We start from the raw sequence: 23,726 nt of genomic DNA, 5'->3' as shown, positions 1-23,726 counted from the left end.
CCAGTGGATCGTGGCGGTCCACCTCATGGCGCCGCGGCTCGCCGCCAGGCACGCTGACGGCTATGACCGAACGCATCACAAGCCCCGGCCTCCGGGAAGGCGAGCGGCTGCCGCTCCCTGGCAGCCGGGACACCCGGGACGGCGAGCGGCTGCCGCCCCTGCGTCTCGCCCTGGACGGGCACACCTGGCGGGAGATCGCGCATCTCCTCGCGAACCTGCCGATGGCGCTGATCGGCTTCACCTATGTCGTGACGGTGCTGTTCACGGGGGCTGGGCTGACGGTGACCGTGATCGGTTTCCCGTTGCTCGCGGCCGGGCTGTTGGGGGCGCGGCAGCTGGGCAAGGTGGAGCGGGCCCGGGCCAGGCTGCTGCTCGATGTGCGGGTGGACGAGCCGAGTCCGCTGCCGTTGCGCAAGGGCAGTGGTGGGCTGTTCCAGCAGTTGTGGATGGGGCTGAAGGACCCGGTGGGCTGGCGGACGTTCCTGTACGAGTTCATCCGGCTGCCCTGGGGCGTCGTGACCTTCTCGGTCACGTTGGTGTCGCTGTTCGTCGCGTGGCCGGTGCTGCCGTTCATCGCGCGCGGGCTGACCAGTGTGGACCGGGCGATGGTGCGCGTGCTGCTCTCCCCCTCCGACGAACTGGAGCAGCGCATCGCCGAGTTGGAGTCGGACCGCGGGGTCGTCGTGGACACGGCGGCCGCCGACCTGCGGCGCATCGAACGCGATCTGCACGACGGGGCGCAGGCGCGGCTGGTGAACCTGGCGATGGGGCTCGGTCTGGCCAAGGAGAAGTTGCTGGAGGGCCAGGCCGACGAAAGCGTCGCGGCCATGGTGGACGAGGCGCACGGCGAGGTGAAGCTCGCGCTCCAGGAGCTGCGCGACCTCGCGCGTGGCATCCACCCCGCGGTCCTCACCGACCGCGGTCTCGACGCCGCGCTGTCGTCCGTCGCCTCTCGCTGCACGGTGCCGGTGAAGGTGACCGCCGACCTGCCGACGAGACCGGCCGCGGCCATCGAGGGCATCGCGTACTTCACGGTCTCCGAGCTGCTGCAGAACGTCAGCAAGCACAGCGGGGCCCGTTCGGCGTCCGTCGATGTGTGGCGGGCGGACCAGCGGCTGCTCATACAGGTGTGGGACGACGGGCGGGGCGGGGCCGACGTCGGAGGCGGTACGGGGATGGCGGGGCTCGCGGACCGGCTCGGCGCGGTCGACGGGCTGTTCGTCATCGAGTCGCCGGTGGGCGGCCCGACCACGATCACGGCGGAACTGCCGTGGCGCGACCGGCGGGAGGAACCCCGGCCGTAGCCGCACACGGCCGGGCGTGAGCCGGGGTGAGCCGTCACAGGCCGGCGGGTCCGACTCGGAGGACGAACCGACACGGGCAGCCGGTCCGACTCGGAGGACGAGCCGGAGCGGGCGGGGTGGGGCGGTCGTACGCGGGGCGTACGGCCGCTTCTTCATACGCGCGGCGCGGAGGTAGGGAAAACCCCCGGCCCAGGACGCCGACGCGCTCCATGGTCCGGCGGGCGCGCGGCCAGCAAGGTGGACGTAGAAGCCGAGAAGCAGCACGAGCGGGACCAGCAACACGAGCAGCACCAGCGGAACGAGCAACACGAGCGGAACGCGCAACACGAGTGGGAACGCGCAGGACCGAGCAGGACCGAGCAGAACGGATGACGCCGATGGCCACGCAGTACGGGCAGGGATACGGAGACTGGGACAGCCCTGGATCCCCGGGCGCCGGGGAGCGACGGCACCGGCTCCCGGCACCGTTGAGGGCGCCGATCGAGGCCCGTAGCTGGCGCGAGTTCGGCTATCTGATGCTCGGTCTGCCGGTCGGCATCGCGATGTTCATATACGCCGTCACGATGTTCGCGCTCGGCGCCGGACTGCTGGTCACGTTCCTGGGGATCCCGGTGCTGGCGGCGGCACTGGCCGGATGCCGCGGTTTCGGAGTGCTGGAGCGGGCGCGGGCGCGGCGGCTGCTGGGCCTTGAGGTGGCCGATCCGGAGCCGCTGCGGATGAAGGGCCACGGGCCGATGGCGTGGATGGGGGCGATGCTCAAGAGCGGGGCGTCGTGGCGGCATCTGCTGTACGCGGTGCTCCAGTTCCCGTGGGCCGTGTTCGCGTTCGTCGTGGCGCTGAACTTCTGGGCGTACGGGTGGGCGCTGCTGACGTACCCGCTGTGGTTCTGGGTCTTTCCGATGTACGGCGGCCAGGGCGGCCTTCAGCTGTACGGCGACCAGGCGCACAGCATCTACCTCGACAACCCGTTCGAGATCACGGTGACCGCCCTGGTGGGGCTGTTGTTCACGATGGCGACGCCCTGGATCGTGCGGGCGCTGACCACGGTCGACCGGTTGCTGGTGCACGGGCTGCTCGGCCCTTCGCGGCTGGCCACACGGGTGGTGGAGCTGGAGTCGGACCGTGGCGTGGTGATCGACACGGCCGCCGCCGATCTGCGGCGCATCGAACGCGATCTGCACGACGGGGCGCAGGCCCGCCTGGTGGCTCTCGCCATGGACCTCGGTCTGGCCAAGGAGAAGCTGGCGGAGGATCCGCGGGAGGCGGCACGGATGGTGGACGAGGCGCACGGCGAGGTGAAGACGGCGTTGCAGGAGCTGCGGGATCTGGCGCGCGGGATCCATCCGGCGGTGCTGACGGACCGGGGGCTGGACGCGGCGCTGTCCGCCGTGGCCTCGCGCTGCACGGTGCCGGTGCAGGTCGAGGTGGATCTGCCCGCGCGGCCGGCGCCGGCGATCGAGGGGATCGCGTACTTCACGGTGTCCGAGCTGCTCCAGAACGTCAGCAAACACGCCCGGGCGACTCGGGCGACGGTGGATGTGTGGCGGGTGGAGAACCGGCTGCTGCTCCAGGTCGTGGACAACGGGGTGGGCGGTGCGGACGTCTCCGGCGGGTCCGGGCTGGCCGGGCTCGCGGGACGGCTGGACGCGGTGGACGGGATTCTGGTGGTCGACTCGCCGGTGGCCGGGCCCACTCGGATCACCGCGGAGCTGCCCTGGCGGGGGTGAGGCCCCGGGGGCGCACGGGGGCCCACGCCGAGGGAGCGACCGCGCGCCGCCGCGCCCCCCTCTGCCCCAGCAGGAGCCCCCTACCTGCACCTCCGCGCCCCCTCGAAACCGCCCCCGCACCCCCACACCCCCTCAAAACCGCCCCACATCCCGCGCGCCACCCTCGAAACCGCCCCACACCGCCCGCGCCACCCTCGAAACCGCCCGGCACCCCCGCGGACACCCCCGCGGACACCCCCGTGCCACCCCTCACGAACCCGATCGCCCCCCACAAGGCCCCCCAGCCCCGCCACCGACCGACGCCCGCCCTGCCATCGGCCTGTCCCCGAGCGACCCCCGACCAGCCACCGATCAGCCACCGAAGATCCGTTATCGGCCGCTCGGGGTCCGAAATCGGGAACCCCCACCCCTGTATTCCCGTGGCCAGGGCCCGTCCGGGTCCGAATGCTGGAATGCTGGGACTGGCGTACGGGCCACAACGGGCCTGGGGCGGGGTGTGGGGGGCCGAGGATCGTGGAGGACAGGGTGCGGGTGGTCATCGCCGAGGATTCAGTGCTGCTCAGGGAGGGCCTGACCCGGTTGCTGACCGACCGCGGGCATGACGTCGTGGCGGGTGTCGGCGACGGCGACGCACTGATCAAGACCATCGGCGAGCTGGCGGCCCAGGACGAGCTGCCGGACGTGGTGGTGGCGGACGTGCGCATGCCACCGACACACACCGACGAAGGGGTCAGGGCGGCCGTACAGCTGCGCAAGGCGCACCCCGAGGTCGGGGTGCTCGTGCTGTCGCAGTACGTCGAGGAGCGGTACGCCACCGAGCTGCTCGCCGGTTCCAGCCGCGGTGTCGGCTATCTGCTCAAGGACCGGGTGGCCGAGGTGCGCGAGTTCGTCGACGCGGTCGTCCGGGTGGCCCAGGGGGGTACCGCGCTGGATCCGGAGGTCGTGGCGCAGCTGCTCGGGCGCAGCCGTCGGCAGGATGTGCTCACGGGGCTCACCCCGAGGGAGCGGGAGGTGCTGGGCCTGATGGCCGAGGGGCGGACCAATTCGGCGATCGCCCGACAGCTGGTCGTGAGCGACGGCGCGGTCGAAAAACACGTCAGCAATATCTTCCTGAAGCTCGGATTGTCCCCGAGCGACGGCGATCACCGGCGTGTTCTGGCAGTGCTCACCTATCTGAACTCCTGATCGACTGACACTGTGTCAGACACGTGTCAGTCACGCGTCCGACAATCAACGAATGCCATGCGGCAGTCCATTGAGCACCAGAACCGAAGGATGAGCGCGGAGCGTCTTCAGGGGAAGCGCCGGGGGGCGAGTAAATCATGACAAGTCAGGGTGTCCGGCCGTCTCAAATCGGCGTCCATCATGCGAACGGCCGAGGGAAGGCGACCCTTACCGACGTAGGGTTGACCCTGGGAAGGTCGCCGGCACGACCGCTCCCGGACAGCCGCCTCGAAGGAGGTCCAGTTCAGTGACCAGCCAGGTCAGCAGTACAACGGAACAGGCCGACGAACCCGTCGTGGGAGAGCAGCGCAAACCGGCGGGCGCGAAGGACGTACGCCGACTCGATCGCGTGATCATCCGGTTCGCCGGGGACTCCGGTGACGGTATGCAACTCACCGGTGACCGCTTCACCTCAGAGACGGCGTCCTTCGGAAACGACCTCTCGACCCTGCCGAACTTCCCCGCCGAGATCCGGGCCCCCGCGGGCACGCTGCCCGGGGTCTCCTCCTTCCAGTTGCACTTCGCGGACCACGACATCCTGACCCCCGGCGACGCGCCGAACGTCCTCGTGGCGATGAACCCGGCCGCCCTCAAGGCGAACGTGAGCGACCTGCCGCGCGGCGCGGAGGTCATCGTCAACACGGACGAGTTCACCAAGCGCGCCATGCAGAAGGTCGGGTACGGCACGAGTCCGCTGGAGGACGGCTCGCTGGACGGCTACAGCGTCCACCCCGTCCCCCTGACCACCCTCACGGTCGAGGCGCTCAAGGAGTTCGAGCTCTCCCGCAAGGAGGCCGAGCGCAGCAAGAACATGTTCGCGCTGGGGCTGCTGTCGTGGATGTACCACCGGCCGACCGAGGGCACCGAGAAGTTCCTGACCACCAAGTTCGCCAAGAAGCCGGCCATCGCGGCGGCCAATATCGCCGCGTTCCGGGCCGGCTGGAACTTCGGCGAGACGACGGAGGACTTCGCGGTCTCCTACGAGGTCGCCCCGGCCCAGTCCGCCTTCCCGGCCGGCACCTACCGCAACATCTCCGGGAACCTGGCCCTGTCGTACGGCCTGATCGCGGCCTCCCGCCAGGCGGATCTGCCGCTGTACCTGGGCTCGTACCCGATCACCCCGGCCTCCGACATCCTGCACGAGCTGAGCAAGCACAAGAACTTCGGCGTCCGCACCTTCCAGGCCGAGGACGAGATCGCGGGCATCGGCGCGGCGCTGGGGGCCGCCTTCGGCGGTTCGCTGGCGGTCACCACGACCTCCGGGCCGGGTGTGGCCCTCAAGTCGGAGACGATCGGGCTGGCCGTCTCCCTCGAGCTGCCGCTGCTGGTGGTCGACATCCAGCGCGGCGGCCCGTCGACCGGCCTGCCGACCAAGACCGAGCAGGCGGACCTGCTCCAGGCGATGTACGGCCGCAACGGCGAGGCACCGGTCCCGGTGGTCGCGCCGCGCACGCCGGCCGACTGCTTCGAGGCCGCCATCGAGGCGGCGCGGATCGCGCTGACGTACCGCACGCCGGTGTTCCTGCTCTCCGACGGCTATCTGGCCAACGGCAGCGAGCCCTGGCGCATCCCGGAGACCGACGGGCTCCCCGATCTGCGCGTGCGGTTCGCCCAGGGACCGAACCACACCCTGGACGACGGCACCGAGGTGTTCTGGCCCTACAAACGTGACCCGGGGACCCTGGCCCGCCCGTGGGCGATCCCGGGCACGCCGGGTCTGGAGCACCGCATCGGCGGCATCGAGAAGCAGGACGGCACGGGCAACATCTCGTACGACCCCGCCAACCACGACTTCATGGTGCGTACCCGCCAGGCGAAGATCGACGGCATCGACGTCCCCGACATCGAGGTCGACGACCCGGACGGGGCGAGCGCCCTCGTACTGGGCTGGGGTTCGACCTACGGGCCCATCACCGCGGCCGTACGACGGCTGCGGACGGCCGGGGAGTCCATCGCGCAGGCGCATCTGCGCCACCTCAACCCCTTCCCGTCGAACCTCGGCGCGGTGCTGAAGGGGTACGACAAGGTGGTGATCCCCGAGATGAACCTCGGTCAGCTCGCCACACTCATCCGGGCGAAGTACCTGGTGGACGCCCACTCGTACAACCAGGTCAACGGAATGCCGTTCAAGGCTGAGCAACTCGCCACGGCTCTGAAGGAGGCCATCGATGACTGAGACGTCCACGGAAGGCACGGGCACGATCGAGGCGCTTTCCCTGGTCCCCAAGGCCGAGGCCAGGCAGTCCATGAAGGACTTCAAGTCCGATCAGGAAGTGCGCTGGTGCCCCGGCTGCGGTGACTACGCGGTCCTGGCCGCCGTGCAGGGCTTCATGCCCGAGCTCGGGCTCGCCAAGGAGAACATCGTCTTCGTCTCGGGCATCGGCTGCTCGTCCCGCTTCCCGTACTACATGAACACGTACGGCATGCACTCCATCCACGGCCGCGCCCCCGCCATCGCCACGGGCCTCGCCTCCTCCCGCCGCGACCTGTCGGTCTGGGTGGTCACGGGTGACGGCGACGCGCTGTCCATCGGCGGCAACCACCTCATCCACGCCCTGCGCCGCAATGTGAACCTCAAGATCCTGCTGTTCAACAACCGGATCTACGGCCTCACCAAGGGCCAGTACTCCCCCACCTCGGAGGTCGGCAAGATCACCAAGTCGACGCCGATGGGCTCGCTGGACGCGCCCTTCAACCCGGTGTCGCTCGCCATCGGCGCGGAGGCGTCGTTCGTGGCGCGGACGGTGGACTCCGACCGCAAGCATCTGACGGACGTGCTGCGCCAGGCGGCCGCCCACCCCGGCACGGCGCTGGTGGAGATCTACCAGAACTGCAACATCTTCAACGACGGCGCCTTCGAGGTCCTCAAGGACAAACAGCAGGCCGAAGAGGCCGTGATCCGGCTGGAGCACGGGAAGCAGATCCGCTTCGGCGCGGACGCCGCCAAGGGTGTCGTACGCGACCCGCTGACCGGCGACCTGAAGGTCGTCACCGTGACCCCGGAGAACGAGGCGCGGATCCTGGTCCACGACGCGCACTCCGCGTCCCCGACCACGGCCTTCGCCCTCTCCCGCCTCGCCGACCCGGACACCCTGCACCACACCCCGATCGGTGTGTTCCGTGCCGCGGAGCGGCCGGTCTACGACGCGCAGATGTCCGAGCAGCTGGACACGGCGATCGAGCAGAACGGCAAGGGCGACCTGGCCGCGCTGCTCGCGGGCGGGGACACCTGGACGGTCGTCGGCTGAGCCGCGCGCACCTTCACGAGGCCCGGGCCCCAGCGGCCCGGGCCTCGTCGTACGACCGGCGGGCCCGCTCCACGTCGTCCATCCGCTTCTCGGTCCACACGGCCAGCGCCCGCACCTGCGTGGCCGCCTCGCGCCCGACGTCGGTGAGCGAGTAGTCGACGCGCGGCGGGATGACGGGCTTCGCGTCCCGGTGGACGAGTCCGTCGCGCTCCAGGGTCTGCAGGGTCTGCGTGAGCATCTTCTCGCTGACCCGGCCGATCGCGCGGCGCAGCTCGCTGAAGCGGTACGAGCGCTCCAGCAGCTCGATGAGGACGAGGACGCCCCAGCGGCTGGTGACGTGCTCGAGCACCAGGCGGTACGGGCACATCGCCTCGGCGATGTCGTACTTGCCGGCGGACTGCGTGGCGGCGGTCTTGCCGGCGGACGGCGTGGCGGCGGGCTGCGTGGCGGCCGGCGCCCCGCTGACTGCTGGGGTGCTTACGGACATGCCAGTACCTTACTTCAAAGTGGGTACTTTCGCTGAGTTAGTGCACCTCCTAGGGTTAGTGCCATACCCGCCCACAAGGAGATTCCGTCATGAGCATCGTCGTCACCGGCGCCACCGGCCACCTCGGCAGCCTCGTCATCGAGCAGCTGCTGGAGAAGGTCCCGGCCGACCAGATCACCGCGGTCGTCCGCAGCGCGGAGAAGGCCGCCCCCCTCGCGGCCCGCGGTGTGCGGATCGCGGTCGCCGACTACAACACCCCCGAGACCTTCGACGGCCTCCTCGCCGCCGGCGACCGCGTGCTCCTCATCTCCGGCAACGAGTTCGACAAGGGCCGCGTCGGCCAGCACAAGGTCGTCCTGAACGCCGCCAAGGCCGCCGGCGTGGCGCTCCTCGCGTACACCAGCGCCCCCGGCAGCCTGACGGCCGCCCTCGCCGACGACCACCGCGGCACCGAGGAGGCGATCTTGGCCTCCGGAGTGCCGTACGCGCTGCTGCGCAACGGCTGGTACAACGAGAACTACACCGAGCAGCTCGCCCCGGTACTGGAGCACAACGCCGTCACCCACGCCGCCGGCGAGGGCCGGATCTCCTCCGCCGCCCGCGCCGACTACGCGGCCGCCGCCGTCGCCGTACTGACCGGCGAGGGCCACGAGAACAAGACGTACGAGCTGGGCGGCGACGCCGCGTGGAGCCTCGCCGAGTACGCGGCCGAGCTGAGCCGGCAGACCGGCAAGGAGATCGCCGACAACGCCGTCTCCCCGGAAGCCCTCGTCGGCATCCTGACCGGCGCGGGACTGCCCGGGCCCTTCGCCACGATCCTGGCGGGCGTGGACGCGTCCATCCAGAAGGGCGAGCTGGTCATCGACAGCGGCGACCTCTCCCGCCTGACCGGCCGTCCGACCACGCCGATCGCCGACTCGATCGCGGTGGCCCTCAAGGGCTGACGCGCCACTCGGGGACGCACCCCCGGCTGTCATGACCGTATGGCGATACGGGCATGACAGCCGGGGGTGGTCGGCGCTACCTTCGTGGAGGCTGTGCGGGAGCAGCCGCGCGTGAGGGAGGTGTCGGTGGCCGTGCAGTCGAAGGGCGCGACGGGGTCGAAGAGCGAGCAGCGGACAGGTCTGCTGAACGGAGTCGCCGCGTACGGCATGTGGGGGCTCGTCCCCCTGTACTGGCCGCTGCTGAAGCCCGCCGGGGCGGTCGAGATCCTCGCCCACCGGATGGTCTGGTCCCTCGCCCTCGTCGCCGTCGCGCTGCTGGTCATGCGGCGCTGGGCCTGGGCCGGCGAACTGCTGCGGCAGCCGCGCAAACTGGCCCTCGTCACGGTCGCCGCGGCGGTCATCACCGTCAACTGGGGCGTCTACATCTGGGCGGTGAACGCCGGACACGTGGTCGAGGCGTCGCTCGGGTACTTCATCAATCCGCTTGTCACCATCGCGCTGGGCGTCCTGATCCTCAAGGAACGGATGCGGCCCTGGCAGTGGGCGGCGGTGGGCGTCGCCTTCACCGCCGTGGTCGTCCTCACCGTCGGCTACGGCCAGCCGCCGTGGATCTCCCTGTGCCTCGCCTTCTCCTTCGGGACGTACGGCCTGGTGAAGAAGAAGGTCAACCTCGGCGGCATCGAGTCACTGGCCGCCGAGACCGCGATCCAGTTCCTGCCCGCGCTCGCCTATCTGCTGTGGCTGACGGCGAGCGGCGGCTCGACCTTCGGCACCCAGGGCGGCGCGGGTCACGCGGCGCTGCTCGCCTCCACCGGCGTGGTCACCGCGATCCCCCTCGTCTGCTTCGGCGCCGCCGCGATCCGCGTACCGCTCTCCACGCTCGGCCTGCTCCAGTACCTGGCGCCCGTCTTCCAGTTCCTGCTGGGCATCCTCTACTTCCACGAAGCCATGCCGCCGGAGCGCTGGGCGGGCTTCGCACTGGTCTGGCTCGCGCTGTCGCTGCTGACCTGGGACGCGCTGCGGGCGGCCCACCGGGCGTCGCGCGCGCTCCGGACGGCGCCGAGCCGCATCGTCGCGGACGAGCAGATCACGCCGGTATACGAACACCCGTGACCGAATATCGCTCTTGACGGAGAGTTAGTCGCACATTCACCATCCAGGCACCCCATTCGCCAGGGGATCCCGGTGCCCCACTCCTGGGTCACCCGTGGATTCCCCATGGAATTCGGAGCCCCCCACATGAAGCTCTCCGTTCCTGGGCGCGCCTCGACGGCTCTCGTCGTCGCGGCCGCCACGCTCCTCACCGGCGGCGCGATATCCGGGGCCGCACCGGCCCCGGTGGCGGCCGCCGCCGCGCCCGATCTCCCCGTGGCCAACGTGAAGGCCCATCTCGCCCAGCTCCAGTCCATCGCCACCGCCAACGGCGGCAACCGCGCGCACGGCCGCACCGGCTACAAGGCGTCCCTCGACTATGTGAAGGCCAAGCTGGACGCGGCCGGATTCACCACGACCGTCCAGCAGTTCACGTCCTCCAGCCGCACCGGGTACAACCTGATCGCCGACTGGCCCGGCGGCAACACAAATCAGGTTGTCATGTCCGGCTCACACCTGGACAGCGTCACGGCCGGGCCCGGCATCAACGACAACGGTTCCGGCTCGGCGGCGGTCCTGGAGACCGCGCTGGCCGTCGCCCGCACGAACTACCAGCCCACCAAGCACCTCAGATTCGCCTGGTGGGGCGCCGAGGAACTGGGCATGGTCGGCTCGCGCTACTACGTCAACAGTCTCTCCACCGCCAACCGTTCGGCGATCAGCGGCTATCTGAACTTCGACATGATCGGCTCGCCGAACCCCGGCTACTTCGTCTACGACGACGACCCGACCATCGAGAAGACCTTCAAGACCTACTTCACGGGCCTCGGCATCGCGACGGAGCCGGAGACCGAGGGCGACGGCCGCTCCGACCACGCTCCGTTCAAGAACGCGGGCATTCCCGTCGGCGGCCTGTTCAGCGGCGCGGACTACATCAAGACGGCGGCCCAGGCGGCGAAGTGGGGCGGTACGTCGGGCAAGGCCTTCGACGCCTGCTACCACTCCTCGTGCGACACGTCGTCGAACATCAACGACACGGCACTCGACCGGAACGCGGACGCGCTGGCGTACGCGGTGTGGTCGCTGTCCTCGTAACGCCGGGGTAGAACCGGAGTAGAACCCGAGTGGAACCGAACCCGTAGGGCCCTGAGTTCTACGGGCCCTACGGGTTCTTCGGGTCTACGGGTCCTGTGGGTTCTTCGGGTCTACGGGTCCTGTGGGTCCTGTGGGTCCTACGGGTTCTCGGTGAGGGTGCGGGCGCGTTCGGCGAGGCGGCCCATGCGGTTGCGGGCCGACTCGAGCTGGTCGAGATCCTCGGCGGCGGGGCCCGGCTCGGCGGCGAGTTCGGTCCACACGCCGATGAGGTCCCGGCCGAGGTGGAGGCCCTGGACCGGGTCGCGGACGGCACGCCAGGCGGCGGCCGCGCTCTGGACGTTGCCGTAGGCGCCACGCGGGTCGCGAGCGCGGCGGCGGAGCCGGGCCAGGTCGAGGGAGAGGTGGAAGGAGCGCAGGGCGTCTCCGGCCAAGTACGCGATGTACGCGGTGAGTTCACGCAGCCGCAGAACGTCCGGATGCTCCGGGCCGAGGGTGGCGGCGGCCCCGTGGACGGCCTCCTCGGCCATCGCGGCCGCCTCCTCGATCCGGCCCTGCTTCACGGCCTCGTTGATCCGGGCCATGGGTGCGGCGAGCGGTCCGGCGGCGGCACCGTCGGGCCCTGACCCCGACTCCGGCGCCAGTACGGCCTCGGCCACCGAGTCGAATTCCCGCACGGGAGGTTCCTTGACCTCCTCGACCTCGGCCACGGGGACGGTCCTCGGCGCGGGGGTGGGCTTCCAGGCGGGGGCCGCGTACGGGTCCAGGTCGGGGTCAGCGCCGGATCCGGAGCCGGAGTCGATGTTCGGGCCGGCGTCAGGGGTGGGCGTACGCCCCTGTGCCGGTGCCGGTGCGGGTGCAGGTGCCGGTTCCGGTGCGGGCGCCGGTTCCCATGGCGCGGGCCCGGGCGGCGGTGTGGCCGTCGTCGGGGCGGGGCCGAACGCTCCGGTCGGGGGCGAGACGGTACCGGGGGCCGGAGCCGGGGCGCCTTGGCCGGTGGGGGCGCCCGGGAGCGCCTGTGCGAGGCCGGGCGCCACAGTGATCCAAGGGGCCTGTTCCGGCACGGCACGCAGAACGAACGTCGAGACGGTGCCTCCGGCGCGTACGGGCGTCTCCTCCGCCTCGCTCGCCACCGCCTCGGCCCCCTCCGGCACCTTGGGCCCCTTGGGCGCCTCGGGGGCCTGGACCTGCTCGGGCTGGTGCGTCGCAGCCGATTCGGGCAGGGCACGCAGCACATGCGTCGGCGTCGAGGCGGGACGCTCCACGGGAGCGGGAGCGGGAGCCGGTGCCGGTGCGACGGACTGCTGCGGGGGCGTCCACTGCGCGGCGGGCGTCGGCTCCGCCACCGCCCGCAGCAGGTGCGTGGCCTTGTCACGGCGCGGCGGCGGCCCCTGGGGCGCGTCACCCGGCACGGGCGGGCCCACCGGACCGGCGACAGGCCGCTGCGGCACGGGCGGCTCGACCACCGGCCGCGGGGGCGATGGCGGGGGCGGAGGCGGAGGCGGAGGCGCCGCGGCTTCCCCGCCACCGGCCGCTCCCGTACCCCCGGCCGGCGTTCCCACCCGCACCGGCTCGCCCGTGAACTCGCTCGACCCGTCCCCGTGCACCCGGATCGGCACCACGCACCCGATCCGTTCGTCGTGGACCGACGCGAGGACGGGGTGGCCGGTGGCGAGGGTGAGACGGTGGAGGTAGTTCAGCACGGCTTCCTGGAGCGTCTCCCCCGCTCTCGCGACGACCGGCATGCCGCCGACCGTCGCGCCGCCACCCGGCGTTCCGTCCTGGGCGACCGGCACCCGGACCTCGATCGGGGTCACCCCGGCGTCCGCGTCCGTCCGGGGCCCGGATCCCGCGGCGGAGCGCCCCCGCCTGTGTTCGCGGCTGAGTCGAGACATCGTTCCCTCACTCGGGTCGGTCGGCTGAGGAATCGGTTGGGGAACCGGTCGGCGAAGGGGTGTATGCCAGCGTACGCGGGCCGGACCGCGCGACGTTCGTTCCCGTACGCGCCACGGTTCCCCTCCTCGTCTCAGCGTCGGCCACGGTGCCGGACCCGGCCGTCGCACGCGCCGTCCCCGTGGCCTCTGTACTGATGTACTGATGTACCGAGTCAAGTCTCCCGGTTCCCGCCCGCGTCTCGCGTCACCACGGCGTCACAGACTCGTCCCAGGAACCGGCACCCCGTTGGTTCGGCCGTTCACCGGACCCGAAGAATGGGGGACGACCAGGAGGAGAGTGGTGATGCAGGGGAGCGCGCAGCCGGAGCACGGACCGGGCGGGCCCGAGATCTGGATCCGCGGGCCGGTGGGCGGCGGCGAGCCGCAGCCGCGCCGGGAGGCCGCCCAGGTCAGCGCCAGCCCGCGGCGGTTCTCCTGGGTCGCCACCCACGGCGGGGCGGGCACCACGACGCTCGCCAACGTCTTCGGCGGCCACGACGCCGGACGGAACTGGCCCCGGCCCGAGCGCGGCGAACCGGCGTCGGTACTCCTGGTCGGGCGTACGCACGCGGCCGGTCTTGACGCCGTCTCGCACACCGTCGACACCTTCCGGCGGGGCGAGGCGCCGCCGGGGCTCGACCTCGACGCCGTCGTCCTGGTCGCGGACGCGCCGGGGCGCCTGCCGCGTCAACTCGCCCAGCGGATCAAGGTCATCGAATCGGTGATCGATGTGTACCGGGTGCCGTGGGTGCCCGCATGGCGGACCGGTGAGCTGGACGGTCCCCCACCGCGCGAGTGCGAACAACTGGGCCGCCTGACCGGCACACCGGCTCCGCAGACCGGGAGAAGAGCGCCGCGCTGACCTCCCCACCGCGGCCGTCCCGAGGGGTACCCCGGCAGCACCCACCACTGACGTCCCGAGGGGTACCCCGGCAGCACCCACCACTGACGTCCCGAGGGGTTCCCCGGCAGCCGGCCCGTGCCGGCGCACCCTGGACGGCTGCATGCACATGCACATATTGTCTGTGCATATAGTCGCCGTGCGTTCCAGCATCCAAGGAGTCGTCATGCCTCGCCGCTTCCTCTTCGTCCTCGGCAGCAGCCGCAGCAACGGCAACACGGAGCTGCTCGCCCGCGCGGCCGCCGAGCAGCTGCCCGGCGATGTGGAGCAGCAGTGGATCAGCCTCGCCGGTCACCGCCTGCCCGACTTCGGGGATCAGCGGCACGACACCGACCACGGCCGCCCCGCGGACGACGAACTCGCGCTGCTGCTCGACGCCACCGTCGCCGCGACCGACGTGGTGATCGCCTCGCCGCTCTACTGGTACTCGGTGTCCAGCCACACCAAGCGCTACCTCGACCACTGGTCCGACTGGCTGCGTGTCCCCGGTCTCGACTTCAAGAAGACCATGGCGGGCCGGAACCTCTGGGGCGTCACCGTGCTCGCCGCCGACGAGCCCTCCGTCGCCGATCCTCTCGCCGGCACGCTCAACAACACCGCCGCGTACCTGGGCATGCGCTTCGGCGGCGTCCTCCTCGGCAACGGCAGCGCCCCCGGCGACGTCCGCAAGGACACCGAGGCGCTGACGCGCGCGAAGACGTTCTTCGCGCGGGAGCCGGAGCTCGCCCGTTTCCCGCACCAAGCTGTCTGAGAGCTGCCCGGAAGCGGCTGCGGCGGCCGGAAGCAGTTACGCGGTGATGTCCTTCGCCGTGAAGCGCGCCCAGGCCGCCGAGCCGAAGACCGCCGCGTAGAGGGCTTGCAGGCCCAGGTTGTGGAGCAGGTCGTCCCAGTAGACGGGGTCCCGCATGAGGTCGGCGAACGACAGCCAGTAGTGCGAGAAGAAGTACGGCTGGAGTGCGTGCAGTTGGGGGATCTGGTCGAGGATCTGGACGGTGATCAGCAGGCCCACGGTCGTCGCCATCGCCGCGATGCCGCTGTTGGTCAGCGTCGAGACGAACAGGCCGAGCGCCGCCACACCGACGAGCGACGCGGCGACCACCAGGGCGATCAGCAGGGCGCGGGCCAGTCCTTCGCCGAAGCTGATCCGGGTGCCCGAGATCGTCGTCAGCTCCCCCAGCGGGAACAGCAGCGCGCCGACCGCGAGCGCCGAGACCGCGACGACCAGGGTGGCGACGACGCAGAAGGCCATCGTCGTCGCGTACTTGGTGAGCAGCAGGCGGGTGCGGCCCGCGGGGGCGACCAGCAGGTAGCGCAGGGTGCCCGCGTTCGCCTCGCCGGCGATCGCGTCGCCCGCGATGACACCGATCGCCATCGGCAGGAAGAACGGCAGTGTCGCGGCCAGCGCCGTGAAGACCAGGAACAGTCCGTTGTTGGTGATCTGGGTGATGAACGCCGGGCCCTCGCCGCCGCCCCCGCCGGGCCCGGAACCGTCGTTCGTCTCGATCTTGACCGCGATCCCGACAAGGACCGGTACGGCCGCCAGGACGGCGAGGAGGGCGAGCGTGCGCCAGCGGCGGAAGGTGGTGACCAGTTCGCTGCGCAGCAGGCCGAGGGTCCACAGCGGGCTCGGACGGCGTACCTCTCCGGCCGCCGCGGTCGTCACTGCCTCAGCCCGCGACATCGAAGCCCTCCCCCGTCAGCGCCACGAACGCGTCCTCCAGTGAGGCCCGTTCGACGCCGAAGCCGCGTACGCGGACGGCGGCCGTGACCAACGCGGCGTTCAGCTCGGCGAGTTCGCCGTCCGGGGGTTCCCCGGTCACCCGGTCCTCGGCCACCACGATGTCGGCCACGCCCTGTTCCTTCAGCACCCGTGCCGCATCCGTCACGTCCGGGGTGGTCACCACCAGGCGTCCGCGCGCCCCGGCGGCGAGATCCGCCACCGCGCCCTGGGTGATCAGACGTCCCTGCGCCATCACCGCCGCGTGCGTGCACACCTGCTCGATCTCGTCGAGCAGGTGGGAGGAGAGGAAGACGGTGGTGCCGTCGGAGGCCAGCTCCCGCACCAGGGAACGGATCTCGCGCATGCCCTGCGGGTCGAGGCCGTTGGTCGGCTCGTCCAGGACGAGGAGGCGGCGGGGCTGGAGGAGCGCGGCCGCGAGCCCGAGCCGCTGCTTCATGCCCAGCGAGTACGCCTTCGCCTTCTTGCCGGCGGCGGCCGTCAGGCCCACCCGGTCCAGCGTGGCCGCGACCCGCGTACGCCGGGTGCGCGGGTCGGCGGTCGGGTCGGCGGCGTCGTACCGCAGGAGGTTGTCGCGCCCCGAGAGGAAGCCGTAGAGGGCCGGGCCCTCGATGAGGGCGCCGATGTGCGGGAGCACGGTGCGCGCGGAGCGGGGCATGGGCCGCCCCAGGACGCGCGCCGTGCCCGAGGTCGGCTCGATCAGGCCCATCAGCATGCGGATGGTGGTGGTCTTGCCGGAGCCGTTGGGCCCGAGGAAGCCGAAGACGCTGCCCGCCGGGACGGTCAGATCGAGCCCGTCGACGGCGAGCTGTCCGCCGCGGTAGCGCTTGGTGAGGGCGCGGGTGACGATCACCCCGTCCCCCGGGGCGTCACCCGCACCCGCCGGCCCCGGCTCCGACTCCGACTCCGGAGCCGACTCCGGCTCCGGGCCCGGCTCGGGGCCCGGCTCCGCGGCGGACAGTTCCTCCATACGCTCCCTCACTTCGCCGAGCCCGACGCGGCACTCACTTTCCGGCGTTCGCCGCCTTCACCAGCGCGTCCTTGGTGACCGCACCCGCGTACACCTTGCCGTCGTCCGTGATCAGCGCGTTGACCAGGCGGGTCGAGAAGACCGTGCCCGAGCCGAACGAGCCGCTGACGTGGTCGCCGAGGGAGTTCAGGAACCCGGAGACGTCGCTGTTGCCGGACGAGTCGGAGCCGGTCGGCAGGCCCGAGCCGCCTCCGTCGTCGAGCCGGACGATGGTGCTCCAGCCCTTGCCCATGGTCTTGAGACCGTCGAGACCCGCGCCGAGGTCCTTGCCGGAACCGGGCTTCCCGGAGTGCTCGGGGACCTTCGCCCCGTCACCGTCCTGGGTGACCTTCGTGCCCTTCGGCGGCGTGAAGTCGAACGTCGACGCCGACGGCTTGGCGAAGGTGACCTGGGTGAAGCCCGCGTCCACGACGGCCGCGCCGCCCTTGGCCGGGGTCAGCGTGAACTTCAGCGGCAGCCCCGTCTTCGCGTCCACCGCGATGGTGATCGCGCCGACCGTGGAGCCGGACTGCTTCGGCTTGATGACCAGCTTGTACGCGTCGCGGCCCGCGACCTGGGCCGTGCCGTCGACCGCCACGGACGTCGTGTCGTCGACCGCCTTCAGCGCCTCGTCGGCCATCTCCTTCGGCGTGGCCGGCACGTCGTCAGGCCGGGCCTTGTCCGACTTCTCGCCGCTCGCCGCGTCCTTCGCGTGGTACGCCTCGTTCGACGCGCTGTCGTACGCCCAGACGTCGGCGCCGTTGCGGATGATGCTGTACTCGGCGGCCTTGTCCAGGAGCGAGAGCTTCTGCTTGTCCTCGCCGTCGGCCGCGACGCGCAGCGTGTGCGTGCCGGAGGCCAGCTCCATCAGCTTGGCCGAGGGGTCGGCGGACGAGCCGTCCCCGCCGGAGCCCTGGGCCGCGCCGGACAGGAAGCCGCTCTCCAGCCCGCCCAGGTCCGGCAGGCCCAGGTCGGTGCTGATCTTCACCGTGCCGGACAGCTGCTGGACGTCCGACTTGGCGATCTTCTCGATGAGTTGCTGTGCGGTGATCTTCGGCAGGTCCGGGTCGCCGGAGTCGGCGAGCGCCGGGACGAGCCCGATGGTCGCCGCCGCCAACCCCACCACCGTGACCGGGACGACGTACCGCGTGGCCTTGCGTCGGCCGGCGCGCACGTCCTCGGCCTCGTCGGCCCTGGTGCTGTCGTCGGATTCGTACGGTGCCATGTGTGCCTTACCTCCGTCGTCGGCGGCGGCCTACCGTCCTGCACTTCCCCCGAGCTCGGACTTCGCTCGCGCGGGGAGGTGCCCCCACCCTCTGGCCGCCATTCTCACCCGAATTGCTGTGAAGTGGTGACTTCCATATGACCAAATCGGCCGCGAAGAAGCGTCAGACCCCGGGCTCAACTCCGTGTACTGCTGGGGTATGACATGACAGGGGTGACGCCTCCCCCGACCCGTAGGGGTCGTGCGGGGCAGGCGCCACCCGGGTGACCTCCTGGTCAGCGCTGCACGAACACGTAGTCGGCCTGGTACGGCACGCCCACGACCGTGCCCGGCGAGCAGGAGCCGGCCGGGGCTACCCCGCCCACGGTGTTCAGACGCAGGATCTCGGCCGTGTGGGCCAGCAGCCCCCGGTGCTTGCCGGACCGGGTGGCCTTGAGGTCGAGCTCCGGGATGTTCTTGTCGCCGTTGGCCGTCTTGCTGATGAGCGTGCCGGTGACGGCGCTGCGGTCGGGGGCGACCCACTGTGGAGTACCGGAGTTGGGCTTCACGAACGAGTGCGCGATGTCGCCGCCGAGCCGCGCGGCGACGTCCCGCTGGGCGAACGCGTAGCCGCCGCCCTCGGCGGGCTTGCACTCGTAGATCTGCTTGCCCTTGACCACCGATGCCTGGAAGTTGTTCAGGGCGTGCCGGAAGTCGAAGGCGGTGGTGACCTTGTGGAGCTGGCCGCGGACGGCTCCGCCCGGGAACTGCGCGGTGTGCAGATTGGCGTAGAACGCCCCCGGGTCGGTCTTCAACTGCGAGAGCAGCGCGGCGTCCTTGACCTTGACGGACCCGACGACGCTGTGGTGCCGGACGCCCTTCTCCAGGAGCTCGCTGAAGTCGATCTTGACGCCGCCGTTGGTCCCCTTGGCGCCCTGGTGGATGTGGAGCAGGGTCGGCTTTCCGGTGCCGCGCCAGGTCACGGCGACGGACACGGTGTCCCCCTTGACCCTGATGAACTCCAGGGCCGCGCCGTCCTTGTCGCCGACGGCGGGACCGCCGGCGACCGGGACCTCGTTGGCCCCTCGGAGACTGGCGGCGAGGATGGCGCCCCCACTGCCGCCGCTGCCGCCGACGGCACCGCCCTGCGTGACGATGCTCTGGCCCCCGTGCCCGGTGTGGGCCGTGCCGTGGCCCGCCCCGCCGTTCCCGCCGGCGGCGACCGCCGGGATGACGGCGGCGGCCACTCCGGCCGCGGCGGCCACCGCGACACCGGTGATGATCAGGTTCTTGCGGCGCTTCGCGAACGTAGCGTCAGTACCCATGATCGGAAAACTCCCCGTTTACCGACTGACACCCCCTGTGTCAGCTTCTGTGCGGGAGTACGGAATGAATCTCAGCCTGGACTCATTCTAAGGATGTGACCTGCATCACAACACGGACGACCTGCCGGTATCGGGCAGAAACCAACCCGGCCTCACCCGGCCCGGTGCACCACCGCGTCGCACAGCTCGATCAGCGCGGCCTTCGCGTTGCACTCCGCCAGCGGCGCCAGGGCGGCCCGCGCGTCCTCCACGTACCGCACGGTGTCCTTGCGGGCCTGCTCCAGCGCGGGGTGCGCCCGCAGCCGGGTCAGCGCCTCCGCGTGCCGCGCGTCGTCCGTCAGGTCGGAGTCCAGCAGCTCGCACAGGGCGATGTCCTCGGCCAGCCCGAGCCGGGCCACCCGCTCCCGCAGCCGCAGCACCGGCAGCGTCGGAATGCCTTCGCGCAGATCCGTGCCGGGCGTCTTCCCGGACTCGTGCGAGTCGGAGGCGATGTCGAGCACGTCGTCGGCGAGCTGGAAGGCCACGCCCAGCCGCTCCCCGTACTGCGTGAGCACGTCCACGACCGTCTCGTCGGCCCCGGACATCATCGCCCCGAACCGGCACGCCACCGCCACCAGCGCCCCGGTCTTGCCGCTCAGCACCTCCAGGTAGTGCTCCACGGGGTCGCGGCCGTCCATCGGCCCAGCGGTCTCCAGGATCTGCCCGGTCACCAGCCGCTCGAACGCCTCCGCCTGGACGCGCACCGCCTCCGGGCCGAGGTCGGCGAGGATGTGCGAGGCGCGGGCGAAGAGGAAGTCGCCGGTGAGGACCGCGACCGAGTTGCCCCAGCGGGCGTTCGCGCTGGGGACCCCGCGTCGCACGTCCGCCTCGTCCATGACGTCGTCGTGGTACAGCGTGGCGAGGTGGGTCAGTTCCACCACCACGGCCGAGGGCACGAGCCCCGGCGCGTACGGATCACCGAACCGCGCGGCGAGCATCACGAGCAGCGGCCTGAACCGCTTCCCGCCCGCGCGCACGAGATGCTGCGCGGCCTCCGTGATGAACGGGACCTCGCTCTTGGTGGCTTCGAGCAAACCCTCCTCGACAGCCGCCAACCCGGCCTGGACATCGGCTTCGAGAGCCTGGTCCCGCACGCTCAGCCCGAACGGCCCGACGACGGTCACGAGGGGTCTCCTGTCTGCTGACGTCTACTGACGATCACACGGTCGGTCTCAAGGTCGGTCACTAGCTCGATGACGTCGCCCGTCGAACACTCGCGCTTGTCGAGCTGTTTGTCGATCTGTCGCTGCCATCACTCAAGTCAGCGTATCCGGTCACGTTTCGATCACCACGAGCGCCCACGGTTCCAGGCCGGGCGGTATCGGATCACGACCGGTATGTTCTTGATCAGGTGATAACAAGGTATATGTAGCGATACAAACGGGAGTGGATACAGTGTCCCGTAGGTCACCCCGATGAGCGCGCGCATCCGGACGTCCTTTCCCTACGAGACCACCCACGACGACCTCCTCGTCCCGCTCCAGGACGGAACACGGCTGTACGCGCGCGTGTGGCGCCCGCTGACCGGCGAGCCGGTCCCCGCCCTGCTGGAGTACCTCCCGTACCGCCTCACGGACGAGACCGCCGCCCGCGACTGGCAGCGCCACCCCTGGTACGCGGGTCACGGCTACGCCTCCGTCCGGGTGGACATCCGCGGGCACGGCAACTCGGAGGGCATGCCGGGCGACACCCACGCGGAGGCGGAGGCGGCCGACGGGGTGGAGGTGATCGAGTGGCTGGCGGCCCAGCCCTGGTGCAGCGGGCGGGTCGGCATGTTCGGCATCTCCTGGGGCGGCTTCGACGCCCTGCGGATCGCGGCCCGCGCGCCCGAGCCGCTCAAGGCGGTCGTCACGGTCTGCTCGCCGGACGACCGCTACGACCACGACGTCCACTACCGGGGAGGCTCCGTCCTCGCGGTCGGCATGCACGCCTGGGCGGCGACGATGCTCGCGTTCGCCTCCCGCCCCCCGGACCCGGCGCACGTGGGCGCGGTGATGTGGCGGGACATGTGGACCGAACGCCTGGAGTCGGTGACCCCCTTCATCCACACCTGGCTGGAGCACCAGACGCGGGACGGCTACTGGCGCCCCGGCGGCGTCCGCGAGGACTACGGCGCGATCAGGGCCGCCGTCCTCGCCGTCGGCGGCTGGCACGACCCGTACCGCGACACGGTGCTGCGGCTGGTCGAGTGCCTTCCGCCCGATCGTGTGCGGGGGCTGATCGGCCCGTGGTCGCACCAGTACCCGGACCGCGGCCTGCCGCCCGGCCCGGCGATCGGCTTCCTCCAGGAGACGCTGCGCTGGTGGGACCACTGGCTCAAGGACACGGACACGGACACGGACACGGACACAGGCACAGGCACGAACGGAGTGATGGCCGAGCCGCTGCTCCGCTCGTACATCGGCGACTCGCATCCTCCGGCGACGGTGTACGACGTCCTGCCGGGCCGCTGGGTGGGGGACGCCGCGTGGCCGTCGCCCGCCGTGACCCCGGTGTCGTACGGGCTCCAGGGCGCGCCCGTGCTCGTCCGGTCGCCGATGCACACGGGGGTGGACGCCGGCCGCTTGCTGCCCGTGGGGAACGACGCCGACCTGCCGCCCGACCAGCGCGACGAGGACGCGAAGTCGGCGTGCTTCGAGTTCGAAGTGGCGGCGGAGACCTGGGTGCTGGGGCGGCCGAGGGTGCGGCTGCGGCTGACCTCGTGGGCACCCCGGGGGCAGGTGATCGCGCGGCTGTGCGAGGTGTTCCCCGACGGCTCGTCGACCCTCCTCACCCGGGGCGTCCTGAACCTGTCGGCACGCCACGGCCGTGACCGCGCCACGGCATGGCAGCCGGGCGCGACGGAGGACGTGACCTTCGAGCTGAACGGCATCGGACACGCCTTCCCGCCCGGCCACCGCATCCGCCTCGCGGTCTCCTCCGCGTACTGGCCGTGGATCTGGCCGCAGCCGGGCTCGGAGGCCGGCTTCACACTGGACCCGGCGGGCAGTGCGCTCCAACTGCCGGTGCGGGCAAGGGAGTCGGACCCGGCCATTCGCTTCGAGGAGCCGGAGCAGGCCGAGCCGCTCGGTGTCGTCAGCCCGGTCACTCTCGACGAACCCCGGCCGGAGCGGCTGGTCGTACGCGATGTGGCGGCCGGCCGGTGGCGCCTGGAGGACGACCCGCGTTTCGAGGACGACCCGCGTCACGGCGGTACCCGGGTGTACCCCGACGGGCTGGAGCTCACCGAGGACGCCCGGGAGACCTACACGGTCGACGCGTCCGACCCCCTGTCGGCCCGCACCCGCTCGGACTGGTCGATCCGGCTGCACCGCCCGGACCTGGCGTGGGACGCGAGCGTGCGGACGCGGTCCGAAGTCACCTGCGACGCGGCGGACTTCATCACCTCGGACGAGGTGATCTGCAAGGACGGTGACGAGGTGGTGTTCCACCGGACGTGGCGGAAGAGGATTCCCCGGACAGCGGGATAGCCGGAACTGTCCGAAATGGCATGAAGTATCCGCGCTTAGCGCGCGGTGGGCGCTCCAGGAAAACCGTGCCCGAGTTGCCCGTATTGGGTGGTAGCTCCGTAAAATTCCATCCACGCACGTGAATTGGGTCACGCGGGCGTGGATCGCCACCCCACATCCGGAACGTCAACTTCCCCTTTGCGAAAGGCAAGTTGACCCCTGTCTCCCTAATGCATCAAATGATCCTTTTGCCTGGCATCAAGGTCAAATACACCGTGCTGTGATTTCGCCACTTGTTCCCGACATGTGCTCTCGCATACGTTCCGGACCCGGGCGGATCGCCAAATCCTGCCGCCGCCCGATCAATCCACCACTCACTCACGCACGGCAGGAGCGGGGAAACCAGGTAAGTCGCCGTCCGGTCACCACGCCGGAGCGGCTCGGGGTGAAGCCGCGTCCTCGGACGCGGCCGGGCATCTCCAGCCCGAACCCGACAGCTCACCTCGCAGGCGCCGGAGAGGAAATTCGACATGCCCGCGTTCGCCATGCCCGCCCGATTCGCCCGCACCCTCGCCGTCGCGGGAACGGGTGTCGCCGTCCTCGCCCTGCCGCTCCTGGGGGCGACCGGCGCGTCCGCCGCCACCCCCGCCACCACCGCGGCCGCTCCGTCCTCCGCCGTGACGTACACCAACAACCTCGACGGCTGGATCCGTGAGTCCCTGGACATCATGGCAAAGCACAACATTCCGGGCACGTACAACGGCATCTACCGCAACGTCATCCGCGAGTCGTCCGGCAACCCGCTCGCCATCAACAACTGGGACTCCAACGCCGCGAAGGGCACCCCGTCCAAGGGTCTCCTCCAGGTCATCGACCCGACGTTCGCCGCGTACCACGTGCCCGGCACCGCGTTCGACCCCTACAACCCGGTGGCGAACATCACGGCGGCGTGCAACTACGCCGCCGCGAGGTACGGCTCGATCGACAACGTCTTCGGGGCGTACTGAGC

The 23,726-nt window shown here is 71.0% G+C and carries 19 protein-coding genes and 1 riboswitch; of the genes, 12 read left to right on the top strand and 7 right to left on the bottom strand.

All coding sequences use genetic code 11. The features are described 5' to 3' along the window. Positions 1-62 precede the first annotated feature (62 nt). The 5 genes from GTY58_RS25500 (at position 63) to GTY58_RS25480 (ending at position 7,503) form a co-directional block, all read left to right on the top strand. The gene (locus tag GTY58_RS25500; protein WP_010986300.1) at positions 63-1,304 is read left to right on the top strand and encodes a sensor histidine kinase; all 1,242 of its coding nucleotides are present in this window, start codon (positions 63-65) and stop codon (positions 1,302-1,304) included. Positions 1,305-1,681: 377 nt separating this feature from the next. Further along, positions 1,682-3,031: a sensor histidine kinase gene (locus tag GTY58_RS25495; RefSeq protein ID WP_037648039.1), complete on the top strand. Its 1,350-nt coding sequence runs from the start codon at positions 1,682-1,684 to the stop codon at positions 3,029-3,031. Between the two features lie 525 nt (positions 3,032-3,556). After that, the gene (locus tag GTY58_RS25490) at positions 3,557-4,216 is read left to right on the top strand and encodes a response regulator transcription factor (protein ID WP_037648042.1); all 660 of its coding nucleotides are present in this window, start codon (positions 3,557-3,559) and stop codon (positions 4,214-4,216) included. Between the two features lie 286 nt (positions 4,217-4,502). Continuing rightward, a complete protein-coding gene (locus GTY58_RS25485; RefSeq protein WP_010986297.1) occupies positions 4,503-6,431 on the top strand; it encodes a 2-oxoacid:acceptor oxidoreductase subunit alpha in 1,929 nt (642 codons plus the stop codon). After that, the gene (locus tag GTY58_RS25480; protein WP_010986296.1) at positions 6,424-7,503 is read left to right on the top strand and encodes a 2-oxoacid:ferredoxin oxidoreductase subunit beta; all 1,080 of its coding nucleotides are present in this window, start codon (positions 6,424-6,426) and stop codon (positions 7,501-7,503) included. The genes GTY58_RS25485 and GTY58_RS25480 overlap by 8 nt, the downstream gene beginning before the upstream one ends. A 13-nt stretch (positions 7,504-7,516) precedes the next feature. Here the strand turns inward: GTY58_RS25480 and GTY58_RS25475 are convergent, their stop codons facing one another. After that, positions 7,517-7,870, bottom strand: a complete 354-nt coding sequence (locus GTY58_RS25475; protein WP_042494511.1) for a helix-turn-helix domain-containing protein — start codon at positions 7,868-7,870, stop codon at positions 7,517-7,519. A gap of 209 nt (positions 7,871-8,079) precedes the next feature. Here GTY58_RS25475 and GTY58_RS25470 point away from each other — a divergent pair, with 209 nt between their 5' ends. The 3 genes from GTY58_RS25470 (at position 8,080) to GTY58_RS25460 (ending at position 11,121) form a co-directional block, all read left to right on the top strand. Continuing rightward, the gene (locus GTY58_RS25470) at positions 8,080-8,934 is read left to right on the top strand and encodes an SDR family oxidoreductase (RefSeq protein WP_010986294.1); all 855 of its coding nucleotides are present in this window, start codon (positions 8,080-8,082) and stop codon (positions 8,932-8,934) included. 126 nt (positions 8,935-9,060) lie between these two features. After that, positions 9,061-10,047: an EamA family transporter RarD gene (rarD, locus tag GTY58_RS25465; protein WP_107083065.1), complete on the top strand. Its 987-nt coding sequence runs from the start codon at positions 9,061-9,063 to the stop codon at positions 10,045-10,047. Between the two features lie 126 nt (positions 10,048-10,173). Beyond that, complete coding sequence (locus tag GTY58_RS25460) at positions 10,174-11,121, top strand: M28 family metallopeptidase (protein ID WP_010986292.1); 948 nt, start codon at positions 10,174-10,176, stop codon at positions 11,119-11,121. Between the two features lie 137 nt (positions 11,122-11,258). On the opposite strand, the gene GTY58_RS25455 is transcribed toward GTY58_RS25460, so the two are convergent. Continuing rightward, on the bottom strand, positions 11,259-13,013 hold the full coding sequence (locus GTY58_RS25455) for a hypothetical protein (RefSeq protein WP_010986291.1): 1,755 nt from the start codon (positions 13,011-13,013) through the stop codon (positions 11,259-11,261). 343 nt (positions 13,014-13,356) lie between these two features. On the opposite strand from GTY58_RS25455, the gene GTY58_RS25450 reads away from it, so the two are divergent. Continuing rightward, on the top strand, positions 13,357-13,914 hold the full coding sequence (locus GTY58_RS25450; protein WP_037647940.1) for a DUF6668 family protein: 558 nt from the start codon (positions 13,357-13,359) through the stop codon (positions 13,912-13,914). 205 nt (positions 13,915-14,119) lie between these two features. Then, on the top strand, positions 14,120-14,704 hold the full coding sequence (locus GTY58_RS25445; RefSeq protein ID WP_010986289.1) for an NAD(P)H-dependent oxidoreductase: 585 nt from the start codon (positions 14,120-14,122) through the stop codon (positions 14,702-14,704). A gap of 36 nt (positions 14,705-14,740) precedes the next feature. On the opposite strand, the gene GTY58_RS25440 is transcribed toward GTY58_RS25445, so the two are convergent. The 5 genes from GTY58_RS25440 to GTY58_RS25420 all read right to left on the bottom strand — a co-directional run bounded on the left by GTY58_RS25440 (position 14,741) and on the right by GTY58_RS25420 (position 20,392). Beyond that, positions 14,741-15,634: an ABC transporter permease gene (locus GTY58_RS25440; RefSeq protein WP_010986288.1), complete on the bottom strand. Its 894-nt coding sequence runs from the start codon at positions 15,632-15,634 to the stop codon at positions 14,741-14,743. Then, positions 15,621-16,661, bottom strand: a complete 1,041-nt coding sequence (locus tag GTY58_RS25435; protein WP_010986287.1) for an ABC transporter ATP-binding protein — start codon at positions 16,659-16,661, stop codon at positions 15,621-15,623. Before GTY58_RS25435 ends, GTY58_RS25440 begins: the two co-directional genes overlap by 14 nt. 34 nt (positions 16,662-16,695) lie before the next feature. After that, complete coding sequence (locus GTY58_RS25430; RefSeq protein ID WP_010986286.1) at positions 16,696-17,925, bottom strand: sigma-E factor regulatory protein RseB domain-containing protein; 1,230 nt, start codon at positions 17,923-17,925, stop codon at positions 16,696-16,698. A 275-nt stretch (positions 17,926-18,200) separates the two neighbouring features. Beyond that, a complete protein-coding gene (locus GTY58_RS25425; RefSeq protein ID WP_010986285.1) occupies positions 18,201-19,229 on the bottom strand; it encodes a CHRD domain-containing protein in 1,029 nt (342 codons plus the stop codon). A 152-nt stretch (positions 19,230-19,381) separates the two neighbouring features. Further along, entirely contained in the window at positions 19,382-20,392 is a 1,011-nt protein-coding gene (locus tag GTY58_RS25420; protein WP_010986284.1) for a polyprenyl synthetase family protein, read from the bottom strand. Between the two features lie 291 nt (positions 20,393-20,683). Here GTY58_RS25420 and GTY58_RS25415 point away from each other — a divergent pair, with 291 nt between their 5' ends. After that, complete coding sequence (locus GTY58_RS25415; protein ID WP_010986283.1) at positions 20,684-22,738, top strand: CocE/NonD family hydrolase; 2,055 nt, start codon at positions 20,684-20,686, stop codon at positions 22,736-22,738. Between the two features lie 340 nt (positions 22,739-23,078). Next, positions 23,079-23,244: riboswitch (cyclic di-AMP (ydaO/yuaA leader) on the top strand. A 3-nt stretch (positions 23,245-23,247) separates the two neighbouring features. Next, positions 23,248-23,724, top strand: coding sequence for a transglycosylase SLT domain-containing protein (locus GTY58_RS25410; protein ID WP_010986282.1), 477 nt, complete (start codon positions 23,248-23,250; stop codon positions 23,722-23,724). Positions 23,725-23,726: the final 2 nt, after the last annotated feature.

Source organism: Streptomyces sp. SID5469 (genome assembly GCF_009862865.1).
GTDB lineage: Bacteria > Actinomycetota > Actinomycetes > Streptomycetales > Streptomycetaceae > Streptomyces > Streptomyces avermitilis.
The sequence above is the reverse complement of the archived record's forward strand: the minus strand, read 5'-3'. Positions and strand labels throughout refer to the sequence as shown.

Coding starts and splice junctions, on each gene's coding strand:
- GTY58_RS25450 (WP_037647940.1), top strand. CDS start 13,357: ATGCAGGGGAGCGCGCAGCCGGAGCACGGACCGGGCGGGCCCGAGATC.
- GTY58_RS25480 (WP_010986296.1), top strand. CDS start 6,424: ATGACTGAGACGTCCACGGAAGGCACGGGCACGATCGAGGCGCTTTCC.
- GTY58_RS25500 (WP_010986300.1), top strand. CDS start 63: ATGACCGAACGCATCACAAGCCCCGGCCTCCGGGAAGGCGAGCGGCTG.
- GTY58_RS25460 (WP_010986292.1), top strand. CDS start 10,174: ATGAAGCTCTCCGTTCCTGGGCGCGCCTCGACGGCTCTCGTCGTCGCG.
- GTY58_RS25475 (WP_042494511.1), bottom strand. CDS start 7,870: ATGTGCCCGTACCGCCTGGTGCTCGAGCACGTCACCAGCCGCTGGGGC.
- GTY58_RS25430 (WP_010986286.1), bottom strand. CDS start 17,925: ATGGCACCGTACGAATCCGACGACAGCACCAGGGCCGACGAGGCCGAG.
- GTY58_RS25415 (WP_010986283.1), top strand. CDS start 20,684: ATGAGCGCGCGCATCCGGACGTCCTTTCCCTACGAGACCACCCACGAC.
- GTY58_RS25435 (WP_010986287.1), bottom strand. CDS start 16,661: ATGGAGGAACTGTCCGCCGCGGAGCCGGGCCCCGAGCCGGGCCCGGAG.
- GTY58_RS25455 (WP_010986291.1), bottom strand. CDS start 13,013: ATGTCTCGACTCAGCCGCGAACACAGGCGGGGGCGCTCCGCCGCGGGA.
- GTY58_RS25425 (WP_010986285.1), bottom strand. CDS start 19,229: ATGGGTACTGACGCTACGTTCGCGAAGCGCCGCAAGAACCTGATCATC.
- GTY58_RS25470 (WP_010986294.1), top strand. CDS start 8,080: ATGAGCATCGTCGTCACCGGCGCCACCGGCCACCTCGGCAGCCTCGTC.
- GTY58_RS25410 (WP_010986282.1), top strand. CDS start 23,248: ATGCCCGCGTTCGCCATGCCCGCCCGATTCGCCCGCACCCTCGCCGTC.
- GTY58_RS25445 (WP_010986289.1), top strand. CDS start 14,120: ATGCCTCGCCGCTTCCTCTTCGTCCTCGGCAGCAGCCGCAGCAACGGC.
- GTY58_RS25440 (WP_010986288.1), bottom strand. CDS start 15,634: ATGTCGCGGGCTGAGGCAGTGACGACCGCGGCGGCCGGAGAGGTACGC.
- GTY58_RS25495 (WP_037648039.1), top strand. CDS start 1,682: ATGGCCACGCAGTACGGGCAGGGATACGGAGACTGGGACAGCCCTGGA.